Source organism: Halopenitus sp. H-Gu1, from assembly GCF_041821145.1.
GTDB lineage: Archaea > Halobacteriota > Halobacteria > Halobacteriales > Haloferacaceae > Halopenitus.
This window is the reverse complement of the sequence record NZ_JBGUBC010000029.1, coordinates 12,066-27,935: the sequence shown is the minus strand read 5'-3', so window position 1 is coordinate 27,935 and position 15,870 is coordinate 12,066. Positions and strand designations below refer to the sequence as shown.

Below are 15,870 nucleotides of genomic sequence, written 5' to 3'. Positions count from 1 at the left end.
GGCGATTTTGAGCCTAACGTGTTCAGTATTGCCTCGTGGCTTCAAGTCGTGAGTCTCGTCGCACTGTCTTTCGCCGGATCGCCCGAGGAACGTACATTGAGTGGCTGGTGTACGATTCGACGCTGTTGTACGATCGGACCTCGCTGGCAGGACTGGAATCAGACGTTCGCACGGTTTCCGAACGGTGGTTCAGACACGACGCCCACAATTCGGTTGATGAGTTCGTTTGCGATCTTCCGATTGCCTATTTCAGATTCAGCCCCCATGACCGCTACAGGAGTTCGACACACTACGAAATGGGCATCCTCTTTCGCCTGTTCTTGCTGAAAGAACTTCACGGGTGGGAGCACGAAACAGCACTCCTTGAGTACCTTGATAACCATCCTGCACTCTGTGAACGCTTAGAATTGAGGACGGTTCCTGATCAATCGACACTGTGGCGCAGCTGGAACAAGCGCTTCACGCGAGATTTGCGTGAAACAGTTCAGAATGCGGCTCGAGCGATCCTCATCAAAGCACAGAACGCGAATGTTACTGTTCCTCGTGAAGCAGACCAGAACCTCCCGTTTCGGAGCGACGACGCAAATGAATCAGACCCTGACAACCAAGCTATTCTCGACAAAAGCGAGGCGATCACCGAACATCTCAATCGGGTCGTCTTCTCCGCGTTCTCGCTAGATCGAGGAGACGGCTGTGAGATCCACGAGAACGCCTACTGGGGCTTACAAACCTATCTCGGGCTCCGTGAGAACTTGGCCGCCAACGAGGGTGCTCGTAGTTTCACCTACGAGTCAACGCGAGAACGGACACCACTCGGACACGCTCATCGCGACCACATTCGGGATCTATCGATCCAGCAGATTCGAGAAATGTATCGACAGGCGAGCCGGTACCTCATCGACGAGGTCGCAGAGACGGAGGAGTTCTTCCGCGCAGGGATTGTCGCCATCGACATCACTGAGGCCGACCCCTTCACAGGCGATAGGACGGACCACGAGGACGAGATTATCGGGACGAAAGAGAAGACCGACGAATACGCCTACCAGTGGGCGACGGTTCAGTCGGTCGGCAACGCTGTTCCACTCGTGCTTGATGCGCGGCCAGTTCGGCGAATCGATCAAGCGGTTCATGGCCGCCACAACGTCGAAGCATTTCGGCCTGCGGTTCTTCTACTTCGCGTTTGCGTGTCTCCTGTACTCGATCTGGCGGGCTGTGGACCTGCTTGTACAGGTCGAATTAACCGGTGAGTACGAACACTCGCCCATTGTGACAGCAGATAACACGCTGACGCTGGTGAAGAAGGAAACGGGAATCGGATAGCGAGGATCTCTCTCGGTAATAGCGTGCCGTCTGAGTGGCGACACTATCCAGAGTCTCGGAAATCCGCTGGAATAGTTGCCTGTGGAACAAGAGCGGCCGTTCAGAAAGCGATCTGAAACAGATTCCACTCATCGATTCGGTCGATACCACGCATCACAGGCCGGCTATACCCGCTGTAGTCTCAACTTCCAGTATCTCCGTAGTTCCGAATGCCAAGATTGCTGAACGGGACTCCGTCTTTGGAGTCCAGCTGATCGAATAAGTCCAGAAATGTCTCACCGACGATAGGTTTTTGCTTGCGTCATGCTTCCGATTGGATCGGAATGAGAAGTCCGAAAGAGATTCTCAAGTACGTCTTCGGGTCGGGTACCCGGAATACGAGAAATGTGGTGTGGGCTGGCCGCAATAACAATACGTGGGGAACAGTCGGAGGTGCGATCGTAGGGGCGCTCCTCGGGAACGTGCGTTCCCTATTGGACAAGATCCGGTCTGTTTGTGGGTGGACTACTCGGTTCTGCGGTTAATTATGTCAGTACTCACTGAATCGTGATTGAAGCACCAGGGGTTGGATGTCCAAACGCATCCGCGGCCGAGCCCCCCCGTAAGAAGATCTCAAGGTACTGATCGTCGCCTCCTGTTGACCCCGGTGCTATCGTGATGGTTCCCTCCGGTACCGCGAACACGCCATCTTTCACGGCTACCTCTCTGCTCCGGGAGTTGAGTTCGACTGTGACGTGATCACCGTTCGGATCGAATTCGGATGCTCGAATGGAGGTCTTGATATTTCCATACCCATCGACGTGACAGACCGTGTTTTGGGGCTTGGCAGGCACGTCTTCAACGGAGCGTTTTGTCCCGAGTGAGTCCCTCTCTCCCCGTGCCAGTTCAGCAACCATTGTCGGAAAGTAATCGCGGGAACGGAACTGTGAACCCTTCGTTGGAACGTCGATCTCTCGGAATTCCTGGACGTTCTCCCTGACGAAGGAGAGGTTGTATCCGACGTCAACTGCGACAACGGGAACCCCGTTCTCCAGTTCCAGATAGCACAATGCCCCACCCTCATTATTTCGACGTGGGCCAGCCACGTCCGTCCGCGGAGCAGTGTTCGAATACAGCAGGAGATCCTCGAATGGAGGGTTATGGAGACCGAGCTGTTCGATCCAGAACCCTGTCGCGATAGTCGACAACGGTGGAACCGCCGTCTGTTGTATATCAGCATCCGGCAGTTCGTGTTTTAGTCGGTGGACAACCTCGGAGAAGGCCGGATCTGACTTTCCATAGTCCGCGAGTAGGTGGATGAACATATTGCGTGGAACGTGTGGATCTTCGTTGGGTGGTCAAAACGTCGTCAGTTCGCCGTCGATAACTCGTGGTATGATGTCGGTGACGTTTCCTACTTCTCGAGCAGTAACCGATCAGTAACGCGTTCGACGATTTCTATCGCTTGATCGTCAACCGGCCGCCGATCAATCGCCTCGATATAGACCTCTCGTTCTGTCATCATTCATAATACCAATGGGCAGTATCCTATCTTTTTGGATTTGAATATACCACAATACAGTATTGGACCGCCAAAGGGGAATTTCCCGTCTTCAGGTGTCGCCTGCACTAATGTCGTCGAGGACGCGCGCAGGGGATCACAGTGCTGGCGCGAGTGGTCTGGCGTGCCAAAATCAGGGCGAGTCTCTTCCATCCGGACGTAGACCGCGAGAAAGGCCGTTCCATGTCGTCGCAAAATCACAATTGTGCTGCCCATCAGACTACGTCTGACGACCGCGTTCGCGCCTCTTCCCCCTTCCAACCCACAGGCAGGACTGTCTCGGTAACGCTACTCGGCTTCGGCCTGCATTGTTCCTTGAGAAAGGGAACGCAGCGCCTGTGAACAGTTCGCATAGCCACCATTCTTATGCATCAGGACGAAGACAATGTATTTGTGACTTCTCCTGTGGCTTCCGAATTACTCGCCGACGCTGTCAACACGCTCAACGACCCGTTCTACGTATTCACTCCCGACGGAGAGTACGTAGAGTGGAACGATCAATTCACGAACGTTACCGGCTACGCCGACGACGAGATCACGAACCTTGAGCCCCCCGATCTTGTCCCCGAGGAAGAGCGCGAGGAGATGAGTACGGCTATCGAGACCGTCACCGACGATCGGACGGCAGTCACGCTCGACACAGCCCTCGAAACCAAGACGGGGGACCGAATTCCATACGAATTCCAATGGACCCCTCTTGAAAACGAGGACGGGAGCCTCAAAGCGATCGTCGGTATCGGTCGGGATATCACCGAGCGAAATCGGCAACGAGAGGTTCAACAGTCGATGGCCGAAGAACTCCAGCAGATGTCAGTTCCAATCGTCGAGATCTGGAACGGGATTTTGCTTTCGACGATCATCGGCAAGCTCGACTCGGCACAAGCCCAAGACTTCACTGAAAAGCTCCTGGAACGGATTTCCGAGACGGAGGCCTCCGTCGCGATCATCGACATTACTGGCGCGGAGGCGGTTGACACCCAGACCGCCCAACATCTGATCGACACGATCCACGCCGTCAAACTGATGGGTGGCAAGACGATCATTACGGGCCTCAATCCTGAGATTTCCCAGACGCTCGTCCAACTCGGAATCGGATTCGACGTGGAAACACAGTCGTCACTCCAGGACGGCCTCAAAACCGCGCTCGAAATTGAGGAGGTGTCGTTCGACTGATGTCGGCAAGTAGTGCGAACGTCGTTCGAATCTACGACGTCCTGTTGGGGACGTTTCCTGACAATCCGACTGATCCGGTGGTCGACGAGTTACAAGAGACCATCTTAGAGAAGATGGAAATCTCACAGCCAGAAGGTATCATCCTCGACGTGTCCAATGTGCAACTGATGGATTCGTTTTTCGCCCGGCATATCTCGGAGACGGCCCAGATGATCGAACTCATGGGCGGAACCACAGTAATCGCCGGAATCCGTCCAGAAGTTGCTGTGACTGCTGCCGAACTCGGATATCAATTGGATGCCGTTGAGACCGCCCGATCGACTGATCACGCACTCGAAATGTTAGGTGTGAGTTGGGATCCACAATGAGTGATGGCTCCGGTCGGGTAGAGATCAGATCCGAAACTGATATTCTCCAGACTCGTCAGCAAGCCCGAAACGCCGCGGAACAAATCGGGTTTGACACTACGGATATCACTCGGATCGTCACGGCTGTCTCCGAACTCGCCCGGAACGTCCACCTCTATGCCGGTGAGGGAACGATGAAATGGCGACAGATCACCGACAACGACCAAACCGGACTCACGTTTATCTTTGAGGATAACGGGCCGGGCATCGAGGATCCCGACGCGGCCCTCAACGGAGAGTTTTCGACTTCGGATGGTCTGGGTCGTGGTCTGTCCGGAACACAGACGCTCATGGACGCCATGGAGATCGAGACCGAACAAGGTGAAGGAACAACGGTCATGGTCAAAAAGTGGCGCTCATGACGGGACGGAGGTGACCCCAATGAGTGGACCTGCCGACCTCGTTGTCGCTACCGAAATCGACATCGATGTTTCCGAATCGGCTGATGCCTCACGAGCTAAACATACGGTAAAACGGACTGCCGCCGAGATCGGGTTCGAGAGCGATATCAGCACGGAACTGGGAGTTGTTGCAACGGAACTGGCGACCAACCTGCAGACACATGCTGGAGGAGGAACACTCTCGATCAAAGAAATTGTGGCAGAGTCACAGACGGGTATTCGGCTGGAATCAGTGGATTCTGGCCCCGGGATTCAGGACATTGAGGCGGCGTTCACGACGGGCTCCTCGACTGCCGGATCGCTTGGCCTCGGCCTCTCCATCATCAATCAAACCATGGACGAGATCGAGGTCACGACCCCTGACGGACCCGCTTCTGGAACACGGCTGGTGGCGGATCGGTGGCTGACACCAGAATATGAAACAACGAAACCCAGCCCGGTCTCGATTGGGGCTGCATCACGGGCCATCTCCAGCGAACAATCCAACGGTGATGCGTTCATCGCCAAGACATGGAACGATAAGACCCTAGTGGGCGTTATCGACGGCCTCGGGCATGGATCCCGGGCCCACCAAGCAGCGACCACAGCTCGTACCTATGTCGAGTCACACGCTGAGCGACCGCTTGCGTCGATATTTCGCGGAACCGACCGCGCGTGTAAGGGAACTCGCGGCGTCGTGATGGCACTGGCTCGGTTTGACTGGGCGGAGAACACGCTCACCTTTGCAAACATAGGGAACATCAATGTGAAGGTATCCGGTCCGGAATGGACTGGGCTCGTCGTCCGGCGTGGCGTGGTTGGGGGCAACAACCCGGGAGCATCCGTAGTCACCCGAGACTGGGATCCCGGATATACGATGGTGTTGTATTCTGATGGGATCTCGACGAGGTGGAAATGGAGTGAAATACGAGAACGGGGAGACGAATCGGCTGGCGCGATGGCAAACCGGTTGCTCAAACAGTACGGCAAATCCGATGATGATGCGACTGCGCTCGTAGTCACCGACACCAACGACTGACGAAACATACAGAGGTTCTTGGAAATATGACTATTGAGAAAGACTCGGCGGACGAAAAGCCACCGACCCATCGTGTCTATGAGGTGATGGATAATGCCGAGTTGTCATTGGAAGAGAAACAACGGCGCGTACTTGCAATCGGCAGAGAGTACCTCGGGATCACAAATGGACATATCCAGCGCCACCCCAGCGATAGTACAACGGCTGAGATACTCGTCAGCGTCGGCGACGATTCCGAGTTGCTCCCGGAAGGAACCACGCTCGACCGCAGCAAAACCTACTGTCGCCATACGGTACAGGAGCCGTCGCCCGTTGCGGTTTCAAATGCCTCAGAGCGGGGATGGCAGAACGATCCGGCCTACAACGAACACGACATCGACTGTTATCTCGGAACTACGATGTTCGTGCGTGGAGAGGTCTACGGAACCGTCTGTTTTACCCAACGAACTCCCCGAGAGGACGGTTTTAGTGCCGATGAGAAGATGTTCATCGAACTGATTGCGCGCCTCCTCGGCCGATCAATCGAAACTACCCGATTGGAACAACGTACCGAGGAGAAGGAGGCCCTGCAAAAAGAACTGGAAAAAACCACCAAGGGCACGCTGCAACTTGCGTCGGAACTTGAGGAACGATATCAGCGGCTCTTCGAAACCGCCGTCGAAGGGATCTACACGACGACCGACACACTCGACGAGTATGCCATGGCGAATCCAGCGTTTGCGGACTTGCTCGGGTACGAGAGCGGGGAGGAGCTATGCACGGCAGTAGACAGTATCGAAGACGACGTATTTGTGGATGCAGACACGTATGCGACGTATTCTGAAACGCTCAGGTCGGTCGGAGAGCTCGATCAGTTCGAATATCCAGTCCGGACTACCACCGGAGAGATCCGGTGGGTATCCGATAGTGTGACCGCCCTCACCAACGATGAGGGAGAAATCGACGGCTACAGGGGTGGAGTCATCGACATCACCGAACAGAAGAAACGGGAACAAGACCTCATCCGGCAACAGAAGCTCAACACGGTTCTTCTGAGAATCTTCCGGCACAACCTTCGCAACGAATTCACCATCATCCGTGGCTACACGACCAGGATGGCAGATCAACTCGACGACGATTCGATGGATGGTGACGTTGTCACCTCCGCAATCGACAGGGTCCTGTCTCTCGCTGAGAAGTCGACGGAACTCGATGCCTTCCTCATGGAGGGGGCCGATCGCAAAACGTTCGACATGATGACGTTGATCCGCAAGGCCATCCGGGATATCGAAGCTGACTATCCTGACGCTTCGGTCGAAGTCACCGGACCGGATGATCTGCCCGTACGGATGTATCCGAACTTCAGCGCAGCGCTCCGAGAGTTGATCGAGAACGCATGCAAGCATGCAGAGGACGCCCCCACGGTAACCGTCTCCGTTGAAGAGGTCCAAGAGATGGTCGAAATCGAAGTGTTCGACAACGGTCCGGGGCTCCCCAAACAGGAGTCTACGGTGCTTGAGACCGGGACTGAAGAGCCGCTGACCCACGGAAAAGGGCTCGGTCTCTGGATGGTCTATTGGATCGTCACCGGTCACGACGGAGCCATCGATACGACGGTCTCCGAAGCGGGCACCAGAATTACGATAACGCTCCCGCTGTCTGCGGTGGGCACGGACAGCACCAGTGAGACGGTGTCGATCACACAGCAGTTTGGGGATGTATTCCAGGCCGTCTTCGAGGAAACAGCCGATACGCTGGTGGTTGCCGACGATAACGGGCGGACGCTCCGGGTGAATGAAAGTGCCGCCGACCTCATCGGTCTCCCAAAACAAGAGATACTGGGCCGATCGTTCGACGAATTCACCGTTGATAGCTTTGATTTCGAGACCTTTTGGACATCCCTTCAAGGATCTGGGCAGCAGCAGACGATCACCACACTCGTTCGTCCCGATGGATCCGAACGAATCATCGAGTGCACGGCGACGGGCGATATTGTCCCCGGTCTGCATCTCATTGTTTGTCAGGATATCACGGAACGCAAGGAGCGCGAACGTCGCTACAACGCAATTTTCAACCAGACGTATCAATTTACGGGCTTGTTGGAACCTGACGGAACAGTTATTGAGGCGAACGAGTCGGCCCTCGAATTCGGCGATCTCGACCGAGAGGATGTCGTCGGCAAGCCGTTTTGGGAAGTGTACTGGTGGCAACGAGACGACGCCACCCAACAAGAGGTACGGGATGCCATCAATCGCGCCGCAGCGGGCGAGTTGGTCCGCTATGAGGTTGAGGTGCAAGGCGGGGCGGAAAACGCCATTATCGATTTCTCGATCCGACCGATAACCGATGAACAGGATAATGTTATTCTGTTACTTCCGGAAGGACGAGACATCACCAAGCGCAAGGAGCGCGAACAGGAGTTGGAACTAGCGGAGACTGTGGTCCAGAACACCCAGGATGCACTGTTCCTCATAGACGTTGGCGATGACCATGCATTTCGCATCCAGCGTGTCAACGAGAGATACGAAGACGTCACGGGAGTTCCAAGCGACGAAATCACCGGGAAGACTCCTCGAGAAGTGGTCGGTGACGAGGTCGGGAGCGAAATCGAGTCACGGTACCGCGAGTGTGTGGAGCGTCGAGAAACGATTCGATACGTAGAGGAAGTCCCCGTTGATGGGGAATCGAGATTCTGGGAGACGAAACTGACCCCGCTCATCGAGGACGGGTCTGTCAAACAATTGATCGGAGCGACGCGAGATATCACGGAGCATAGGGAGCGAGAGCGAGAGCTCGCGGAGAAAAACCGACAACTGGAGACGATCGTTCAGAACACCTCGGATGCGATCTATATCAAAGATACTGACGGATCCTATCAATTCATCAATGAAAGCGGTGCGGAACTGTTCGATCTCTCGGTTGAGGAGGTGATCGGGAAACACGACGCGGACCTGTTCGACGCTGAAAGCGTAGCCGATATTCGAGCCGTCGACGAGCAGATTATCGAGTCTGGCGAGGGTATATCCGAGGAGGCGGTCCGGTTCCTGGATGGCGAAAAGCACGTCTTTCTCGATGACAAATACCCGTACCGTAACGAGGATGGTGAGATCATCGGAATCATGGGGATCAGCCTCGAGATTTCCGAACGCAAACACCATGTGAGGGAACTCGAACGCCAAAACGAGCGGTTGGACGACTTTGCCAGCGTCGTGTCACACGACCTTCGGAACCCACTGAACGTTGCACAAGGCCGGCTACAGTTGGCCAACGAGGAGTGTGAAAGCGAGCATCTCGACGATATCAAGCATGCTCACGAGCGGATGGAGACGCTCATCGATAGCTTACTGGCGCTTGCTCGGGCGGGACAGACCATAGATGACCTGGAGCCGATCACTCTTGCGGCGCTCAGCGATAATTGTTGGCGGAACGTGGAGACGGCGGATGGCGAGATCAGCATCGCGACCGAACGGGTCATTCAAGCCGATCGATCCCGACTGAAACAGTTGCTGGAAAACGTCTTCCGAAACGCGATCGAACACGGCGGGGAGGACGTGACCGTCACCATCGGCAACCTTGCCCCCGACCAGGGCTTCTACATCGAAGACGACGGATCCGGCTTTCCCGAAGGCGAACGTGATCAGCTCTTCGAACCCGGATACACGACTAATCGAGGCACGGGTCTCGGCTTGAATATCGTGAAACAGATCGCCGGCGCCCACGGCTGGGAGGTGGGTGTCTCTGCAGGGGAGGAGGGCGGGACGCGATTCGAATTCAGGGGTGTCGAGTATACCGACAAATCACACTCCTCGTCGAAGGAGGCCGACGGCAAGCAGGATACGGACTCGGAGCAGTCCACTGGGCGGTGATATCTCTCCTAGCACGGGGATGGTATTGAGTATCGAGGAACCCCAGACCTCGCCGATCGGAGTGAGGCCAGCTCGTCCCGTTGACAGCCAGAGAATGCCCTTGGCACTTTCAGGGATCACCTGCCGAGAGAGACGGCATCGGACCGATTTTAGATGCATTGGGATCCGCGGTCGCAGCTTGTCTCTCCGACACCGGTTCTCGTCGAACGAGCATCCACATGGCTTTGTGCCGTTCGGCGTGTGAACGGCGGTTTCCAGCGGGTTCACGCGATGACGAGTCCGAAAACGCTCGATGGCGGATTTCAGAGGGCGGGTTCGACGTGCTTCGATCCGTGTATGCTCGGTATTGAAGATAAAAATTTATCAATAAGCGATATAGATGAGTAAATAGGCTGTAACCATCATACAATGCCAGAATTACGATCTGTCGGACTTGAAACCGATCTAAGTCTCTTCAAATACGACGATTTAGAACAGTTACCGGAACGATACCGCGAGTTGAGCGAGCAGGAGCGAACGAAACGGATCGCGACCGCACGCGAGGCGCTCGGAGACGACGTGGTCGTCCTCGGACACAACTACCAACGACGCGAGATCGTCGAACACGCCGATTTCGTGGGTGACTCCTACGAGTTGAGCAGGCGGGCCGCCGAGGCCGACGCCGAGTACGTCGTCTTCTGTGGTGTCACGTTCATGGCCGAGTCCGCGGACGTCATCACCGACGACGATCAGACGGTGATCCTCCCGAGTATGGAGGCGTCGTGTCCGATGGCCGGAATGGCCGAGGCGCTGCAAGTCGATACGGCCTGGGAGAAGCTCACTGCGGCGGCACCGGATTCGGACGTGGTTCCGGTCACCTACATGAACAGCTATGCCGACCTGAAGGCGTTCTGTGCCGAACAGGGCGGACTCGTCTGTACCTCCTCGAACGCTCACGAGGCCTTCGAATACGCCCTCGACCGCGGCGACACGGTCCTCTTTCTCCCGGATAAACACCTGGGGGAGAACACGGCTCATCGTCTCGGAATGGCCGACTCGATCGTCGAGTGGGACCCCTGGGATTCCGACTCGAAGGACGCGTCCGCGATCGCCGACGCGGACATCATCCTCTGGGACGGCTACTGTCAGGTCCACGAACGCTTCACCGCCGATCACGTGGCGACCGTTCGCGAGCGCTTCGAGGACGCGAACGTCATCGTCCACCCCGAGTGCCGCCGCGAGGTCGTCGAGGCCGCCGACGTAGTCGGATCGACGTCGACGATCCGCGAGGCGGTCGCGACCGCTGACCCGGGAGAAACCTGGGCGATCGGCACGGAGATCCACCTCAGCAACCACCTGCAGCGGTGGCATCCCGAGGTGAACGTGGTACCGCTTTGTGGTGACGCCTGCATGGACTGTAACGCGATGCGCCAGGTGGATCCCAACTATCTGACGTGGGTCCTGGAGGGACTCGTCGAGAACGATCCACACAACGTGATCGAGGTGCCGGAGCGCGAGGCGGAACTCGCCGAACTGGCGATCGAACGGATGTTGGAGCTGTGAGTCGATGACGGACGAAACAACCGATCTGCTCGTCGTCGGGAGCGGTGTCGCAGGATGTGCGGCCGCGCTCGCCGGCGCGCGAGCGGGCGCCGAAGTGACGCTCGCAACGAAGGCCAGCCGCCCCGAGGAGTCGACGAGCTACTGGGCCCAGGGAGGCATCGCGGTCACCCGCGGCGATCCTGACTCGCTCGAACGGGACGTTCTGGACGCCGGCGATGGCGCAAGCGATCCGACGGCAGTAGACGTGCTCGTGAACGAGGCCGACGAAGCCGTTCAGGACGTCCTGATCGAGACGCTCGACGTCGAGTTCGATTCCGACTACGGTCGAGAAGCCGCTCACGAAGAGGCGCGCATCCGCCACGTCGACGCCTCGACGGGCAAACACGTCCTCGTCCCGTTCCTCGAGTACCTGGAGTCCCACGAGTCAGTCACGCTTCTGGAGGACACCGCGGCGCTGGAGCTTTGTACCCACGAGGGGCGCGTTCACGGCGCGATCCTCGAACGGGAGGGCGAGTGGGCCCCCTGCTTTGCGGGGGCGACCGTTCTCGCTACCGGCGGGATCGGAGGCTGCTACCGGCGTTCGACGAACCCACGCACGGCGACCGGCGATGGGATCGCGATGGCCGCACTCGCGGGTGCGGACGTCGAAGACATGGAGTACGTGCAGTTCCATCCGACCGCCTTCGCCGGGAAGACGGACGCGGAGACCGATCTGGACCGCGATCCCGACCGAGGGACGTTCCTCCTCAGCGAGGCCGTCCGAGGCGAGGGTGCGCTGCTGCGAAACGCCGATGGCGAGCGGTTCATGCCCGGATACCATCCCGACGCCGAACTCGCGCCACGGGACGTCGTCGCGCGCGCGGTGGCCACCGAGCGCGATCGAACGGGGACTGTGGTCCTCGACGTGACGCCGATCGACTTCGCTGGCGAGTTTCCGGACCTCGCGGAGGCCTGTACCGAGCGAGGCGTCGACATCGAATCGGGGATCCCCGTCGCGCCCGCCGAACACTTCCTGTGTGGCGGGATCGACGTCGACGTCGAGGGGCGGGCGTCACTCGATCGTCTCTTCGCGGTCGGCGAGTGTGCCCGAACGGGCGTCCACGGTGCCAACCGCCTCGCCTCGACGAGCCTGCTGGAGGGATTAGTGTGGGGGCTGCGCGCCGGGGAGGCGGCCGCTGGCTTCGAGCCCGAACCGATCGAGACGCCCGATCTGCTCGATCGCGATCCCGAGTTGCCCGATCGGTTCGCCACCGAGAAATTAACCAGGCTCCGCCGAGTGATGGATGAGCAGCTCGGGATCGTCCGCAATCCGGACGGGGTCGATCGGGCCCAGGCGGTCCTGCGACGGCTCAAAGGGGAGATCGACGCCTACACACGAACTCGGACGAGCCGGTCGCTCTATGAACTTCGCGGGGCATGCGTCACGGCGTTGCTGGTCGCCCGGGCCGCGGCAGCGAACGACGAATCCCGTGGCTGCCATCACCTCGTCGAGGAGACCCCCATCGATGCCGATTGAACGCTCGACGATCGAGGCGTGGCTCCGCGAGGATCTCGGCCATCACGACGTGACGAACGACGTTCCCGGCGAGACGACTGGACGGTTGGTTGCAAAGGAGGCGGGCGTCACCGCCGGTCTGGATGCCGCCGCAGCCGTCTTTGAGTACCTGGACATCGAGGTAACCGACCGGCTGGCGGACGGGACGACGATCGAATCCGGCGATCCGCTACTTTCGGTCTCGGGGACTGCCACCGATGTCCTGCGCGGGGAGCGCGTCGCGACCAACGTCGCCGGCCACGCGTCCGGGATCGCGACGCGAACCCGACGCGCCGTCGAGGCGGCCCGGTCCGTCTCGGAGTCAGTTCGGATCGCCGGCACTCGAAAGACCACGCCGGGACTGCGTGGGCTCGAAAAGCGCGCGATCGCCGCAGGCGGCGGCGATACCCACCGACTTGACCTCTCGCACATGGTAATGGTAAAGGACAACCATGTCGCCGAACTGGGGGTCGAGGCGGCGATCGAGCGCTTTCGGGACCGAGCCTCGTTCGCCACGCGGATCGAGGTCGAGGCCGAGGACCCGGCGATGGCCGAGAGGGCCGCCGCAGCCGGCGCGGACGTGGTGCTTTTGGACAACATGGAACCGGAGACGGTCGAACGCGCCATCGAAGCGATCGCGGCGACCGAGGAACCCGAATCGATCGGCGACGGCGTGCTGACGGAGGCGAGCGGCGGGATCGGCCTTGAGGACGTTCCCGAGTACGCGGCAACCGGCGTCGATGTCATTTCGATGGGATCGCTGACCCATAGCGCGCCCGCGCTCGATCTATCCTTTCGAACGGGACGGATTGGGGGCGATTCGGACCGCTAGAACGGAGACGGTTCGAACAGCGAGAATGCAGACGATTTAAACGACTAGAATTTGGACTCGTCGGCGTGTGATCGGACCCACAGCTCGCCGATGCGTGAGAGGCGCGTGCGATAGGACTTCCCGTGTTCCTCGCGTTCGATGTATCCTTTCCCTCCTGGGCCGAGTTGGTCGACGTTGTAGATGACCTTCGAACGGAACGAGTCGGTGTACTCCTCGCCGAGTTCACGGGCAAGCGTCTGTGCCAACTCGGAGACGGACTCGAAGACGCCGTGTTCGCCGAGCGTAAACAGAATGAGTTCCTCGAAGGGCTTGACGTTCGAGAAGGAGGCGACCGGCAGCTCGATGATGTGGTCGTCGCCGAACTGCTTGGCGCCGATCGTCGTCCCGCGTTCGTCGAATTCGGCGAGAAGGTCACGGGCCTCCGCGAGGTGTTCATCGAGGACATCGATCCCCTCGTCGAGTTCTCCGGCACGCAGGTCCTCGAGGAGGTCACACTGTGTTCGTAATGCCTCGGCCAACTCCGTCTCGAGGTACTTCTCGGGGACGGTGTAGTAGGTGTGGATGCGGTCGCGGTCCCCCTCACGTTCGACCATGATCGAGTGGGCCGCGGTCGCGAAGGCGAACGAGACGGTTCGAGGCATCGCCGAGACGTTCACCCACACCTCGCTGCCGGCGTCGAGTTCGTCGTTGATCAATCCGTAGGCCTGCTCGAAGGCGGCGTCGTAGTCGTAGACGTCCTCGACGACGAACCGCTCGGTCTCGGCACCGAGGAGGTTTTGAAAGTCCTTCTCGAGTTTCTCGGCGAGTCGCCGCGAGTACTCGACGTTGGCCTCGCTACCGACCGCCCCCTCCAGCAACACCACCTGATCGACGTCGAGTTGGTCCCGAACTAGCGGGGCGATGAGCCGGTCGTAATCGAACCCGACCGGGACGATGTGGGTCTGCATACGACGGGATAGGATGGCCGGTCATAAATGCCTTGCAAGATACGACATTCGGCGGCAGTGGGTCGTCGCTTCGGCGTTCCGATCCATCCCGACAAGCTTTTAGGCCACCCTAAAAACTATTGAACAACGATGAGCCAGGACGTCTGCGTCGTGGTCCCCACGATCCGCGAGTACGAGTGCATGCGGTCGTACTTCGAGAACGCGCGGGAACATGGCTTCGACCTCTCGCGATTGCACGTGGTGTTGGTCACGGAGGACTTCTGTGAGACCGAGAAGATGAAGGCGATGCTCGCCGACGAGGGTGTCTCCGGAGAGGTCTTCGACGGGACGCGCCGCGAGGAGTGGTATGAGGACCACGGGATCGCCGAGTACGGACACCTCGTTCCGGCGGCCAGCCACGCCGAGACGAGCTTTGGACTCCTGTACATGTGGGCGAACGACCGCTTCGAGTACGGGTTCTTCATCGATGACGACACCCTGCCGGAGCCGGAGGACGATTTCTTCGGCCGCCACCTGGAGAACCTCGCGTTCGAGGGGACGATCGAATCGGTCTCCTCGGACGAGCAGTGGGTGAACGTGCTCTATCAGCGCGCGGACGAACACGGGCTCTACCCGCGCGGGTACCCCTACGCGGCGATGGACGAGACGGTCGAGACGGGACGAACCCACGTCGACGACGTCGTCGCCTCCCAGGGACTGTGGACGAACGTGCCCGACCTCGATGCGGTCCGGATCCTGATGGATGGCGATCTGCAGGGACAGGCGCAAACCCGCACCACCCGGTCGGATTTCACCGGCGACTTCGTCGCCGCTGAGGGGAACTACCTGACGGTCTGTTCGATGAACCTCGCGTTCGAACGGGAGATCATCCCTGCGTTCTATCAGCTTCCGATGGACGACAACGAGTGGGACGTCGGGCGCTTTGATGACATCTGGAGCGGCGTCTTTCTGAAACGCGCCTGTGACGTTCTCGGGAAGAGTATCTACAATGGATTCCCGCTTTGTGAACACAACAAGGCGCCGCGGTCGACTTTCGACGACCTGCAAAACGAGGTCGCCGGCCTGGAACTCAACGAGCACCTCTTCGAGATCGTCGATGACGTCGGCGCGGACGCCGACACCTTCGCCGGCGTCTTCGAAGCCATGGGCCGGGAGTTAGCCGGAGGATCCCACGAGGAGTACAACAACGGTGCGTTCTTCACCTCCGTCGGCGAATGCATGCTGGAGTGGCTCGAGTGCCTGAACGCGCTCGATGCCCGCAGACGAGTCGTGGCGGCGGCCGACGATTGAATCGACGGTTATTTAGGATTT

At 58.6% G+C, this 15,870-nt stretch carries 11 protein-coding genes and 1 pseudogene; 10 read left to right on the top strand and 2 right to left on the bottom strand.

Going from position 1 to position 15,870, the window contains the following annotated elements:
• The first annotated feature begins 35 nt into the window (after positions 1 to 35).
• Positions 36 to 1,320 (top strand): annotated as a pseudogene (locus tag ACERIT_RS14800) (hypothetical protein).
• A 536-nt stretch (positions 1,321 to 1,856) separates the two neighbouring features.
• Here the strand turns inward: ACERIT_RS14800 and ACERIT_RS14795 are convergent.
• Positions 1,857 to 2,216 carry an SAM hydroxide adenosyltransferase gene (locus tag ACERIT_RS14795; protein WP_373675632.1) on the bottom strand — a complete coding sequence of 120 codons (360 nt, stop codon included), beginning with the start codon at positions 2,214 to 2,216 and terminating at the stop codon, positions 1,857 to 1,859.
• Between the two features lie 1,037 nt (positions 2,217 to 3,253).
• Here ACERIT_RS14795 and ACERIT_RS14790 point away from each other — a divergent pair.
• The 8 genes from ACERIT_RS14790 to nadC all read left to right on the top strand — a co-directional run bounded on the left by ACERIT_RS14790 (position 3,254) and on the right by nadC (position 13,612).
• On the top strand, positions 3,254 to 4,033 hold the full coding sequence (locus ACERIT_RS14790) for a PAS domain S-box protein (protein WP_373675631.1): 780 nt from the start codon (positions 3,254 to 3,256) through the stop codon (positions 4,031 to 4,033).
• Positions 4,033 to 4,401 (top strand): STAS domain-containing protein, encoded by a 369-nt coding sequence (locus tag ACERIT_RS14785; protein WP_373675630.1) that lies wholly within the window; start codon positions 4,033 to 4,035, stop codon positions 4,399 to 4,401. Before ACERIT_RS14790 ends, ACERIT_RS14785 begins: the two co-directional genes overlap by 1 nt.
• Positions 4,398 to 4,802, top strand: a complete 405-nt coding sequence (locus ACERIT_RS14780; RefSeq protein ID WP_373675629.1) for an anti-sigma regulatory factor — start codon at positions 4,398 to 4,400, stop codon at positions 4,800 to 4,802. The genes ACERIT_RS14785 and ACERIT_RS14780 overlap by 4 nt, the downstream gene beginning before the upstream one ends.
• Before the next feature lie 19 nt (positions 4,803 to 4,821).
• Positions 4,822 to 5,859 (top strand): ATP-binding protein, encoded by a 1,038-nt coding sequence (locus tag ACERIT_RS14775; RefSeq protein ID WP_373675628.1) that lies wholly within the window; start codon positions 4,822 to 4,824, stop codon positions 5,857 to 5,859.
• 26 nt (positions 5,860 to 5,885) lie between these two features.
• Positions 5,886 to 9,704, top strand: coding sequence for a PAS domain-containing protein (locus ACERIT_RS14770; RefSeq protein WP_373675627.1), 3,819 nt, complete (start codon positions 5,886 to 5,888; stop codon positions 9,702 to 9,704).
• Between the two features lie 408 nt (positions 9,705 to 10,112).
• Positions 10,113 to 11,246 (top strand): quinolinate synthase NadA, encoded by a 1,134-nt coding sequence (gene nadA, locus ACERIT_RS14765; protein ID WP_373675626.1) that lies wholly within the window; start codon positions 10,113 to 10,115, stop codon positions 11,244 to 11,246.
• A gap of 4 nt (positions 11,247 to 11,250) precedes the next feature.
• The gene (locus ACERIT_RS14760) at positions 11,251 to 12,762 is read left to right on the top strand and encodes an L-aspartate oxidase (protein WP_373675625.1); all 1,512 of its coding nucleotides are present in this window, start codon (positions 11,251 to 11,253) and stop codon (positions 12,760 to 12,762) included.
• On the top strand, positions 12,752 to 13,612 hold the full coding sequence (gene nadC, locus ACERIT_RS14755) for a carboxylating nicotinate-nucleotide diphosphorylase (RefSeq protein ID WP_373675624.1): 861 nt from the start codon (positions 12,752 to 12,754) through the stop codon (positions 13,610 to 13,612). Before ACERIT_RS14760 ends, nadC begins: the two co-directional genes overlap by 11 nt.
• A 44-nt stretch (positions 13,613 to 13,656) precedes the next feature.
• On the opposite strand, the gene ACERIT_RS14750 is transcribed toward nadC, so the two are convergent.
• On the bottom strand, positions 13,657 to 14,559 hold the full coding sequence (locus ACERIT_RS14750) for a DUF6293 family protein (protein ID WP_373675623.1): 903 nt from the start codon (positions 14,557 to 14,559) through the stop codon (positions 13,657 to 13,659).
• Positions 14,560 to 14,688: 129 nt separating this feature from the next.
• On the opposite strand from ACERIT_RS14750, the gene ACERIT_RS14745 reads away from it, so the two are divergent.
• Positions 14,689 to 15,849 (top strand): alpha-1 4-glucan-protein synthase, encoded by a 1,161-nt coding sequence (locus ACERIT_RS14745; protein ID WP_373675622.1) that lies wholly within the window; start codon positions 14,689 to 14,691, stop codon positions 15,847 to 15,849.
• The last annotated feature ends 21 nt before the right edge of the window (positions 15,850 to 15,870 follow it).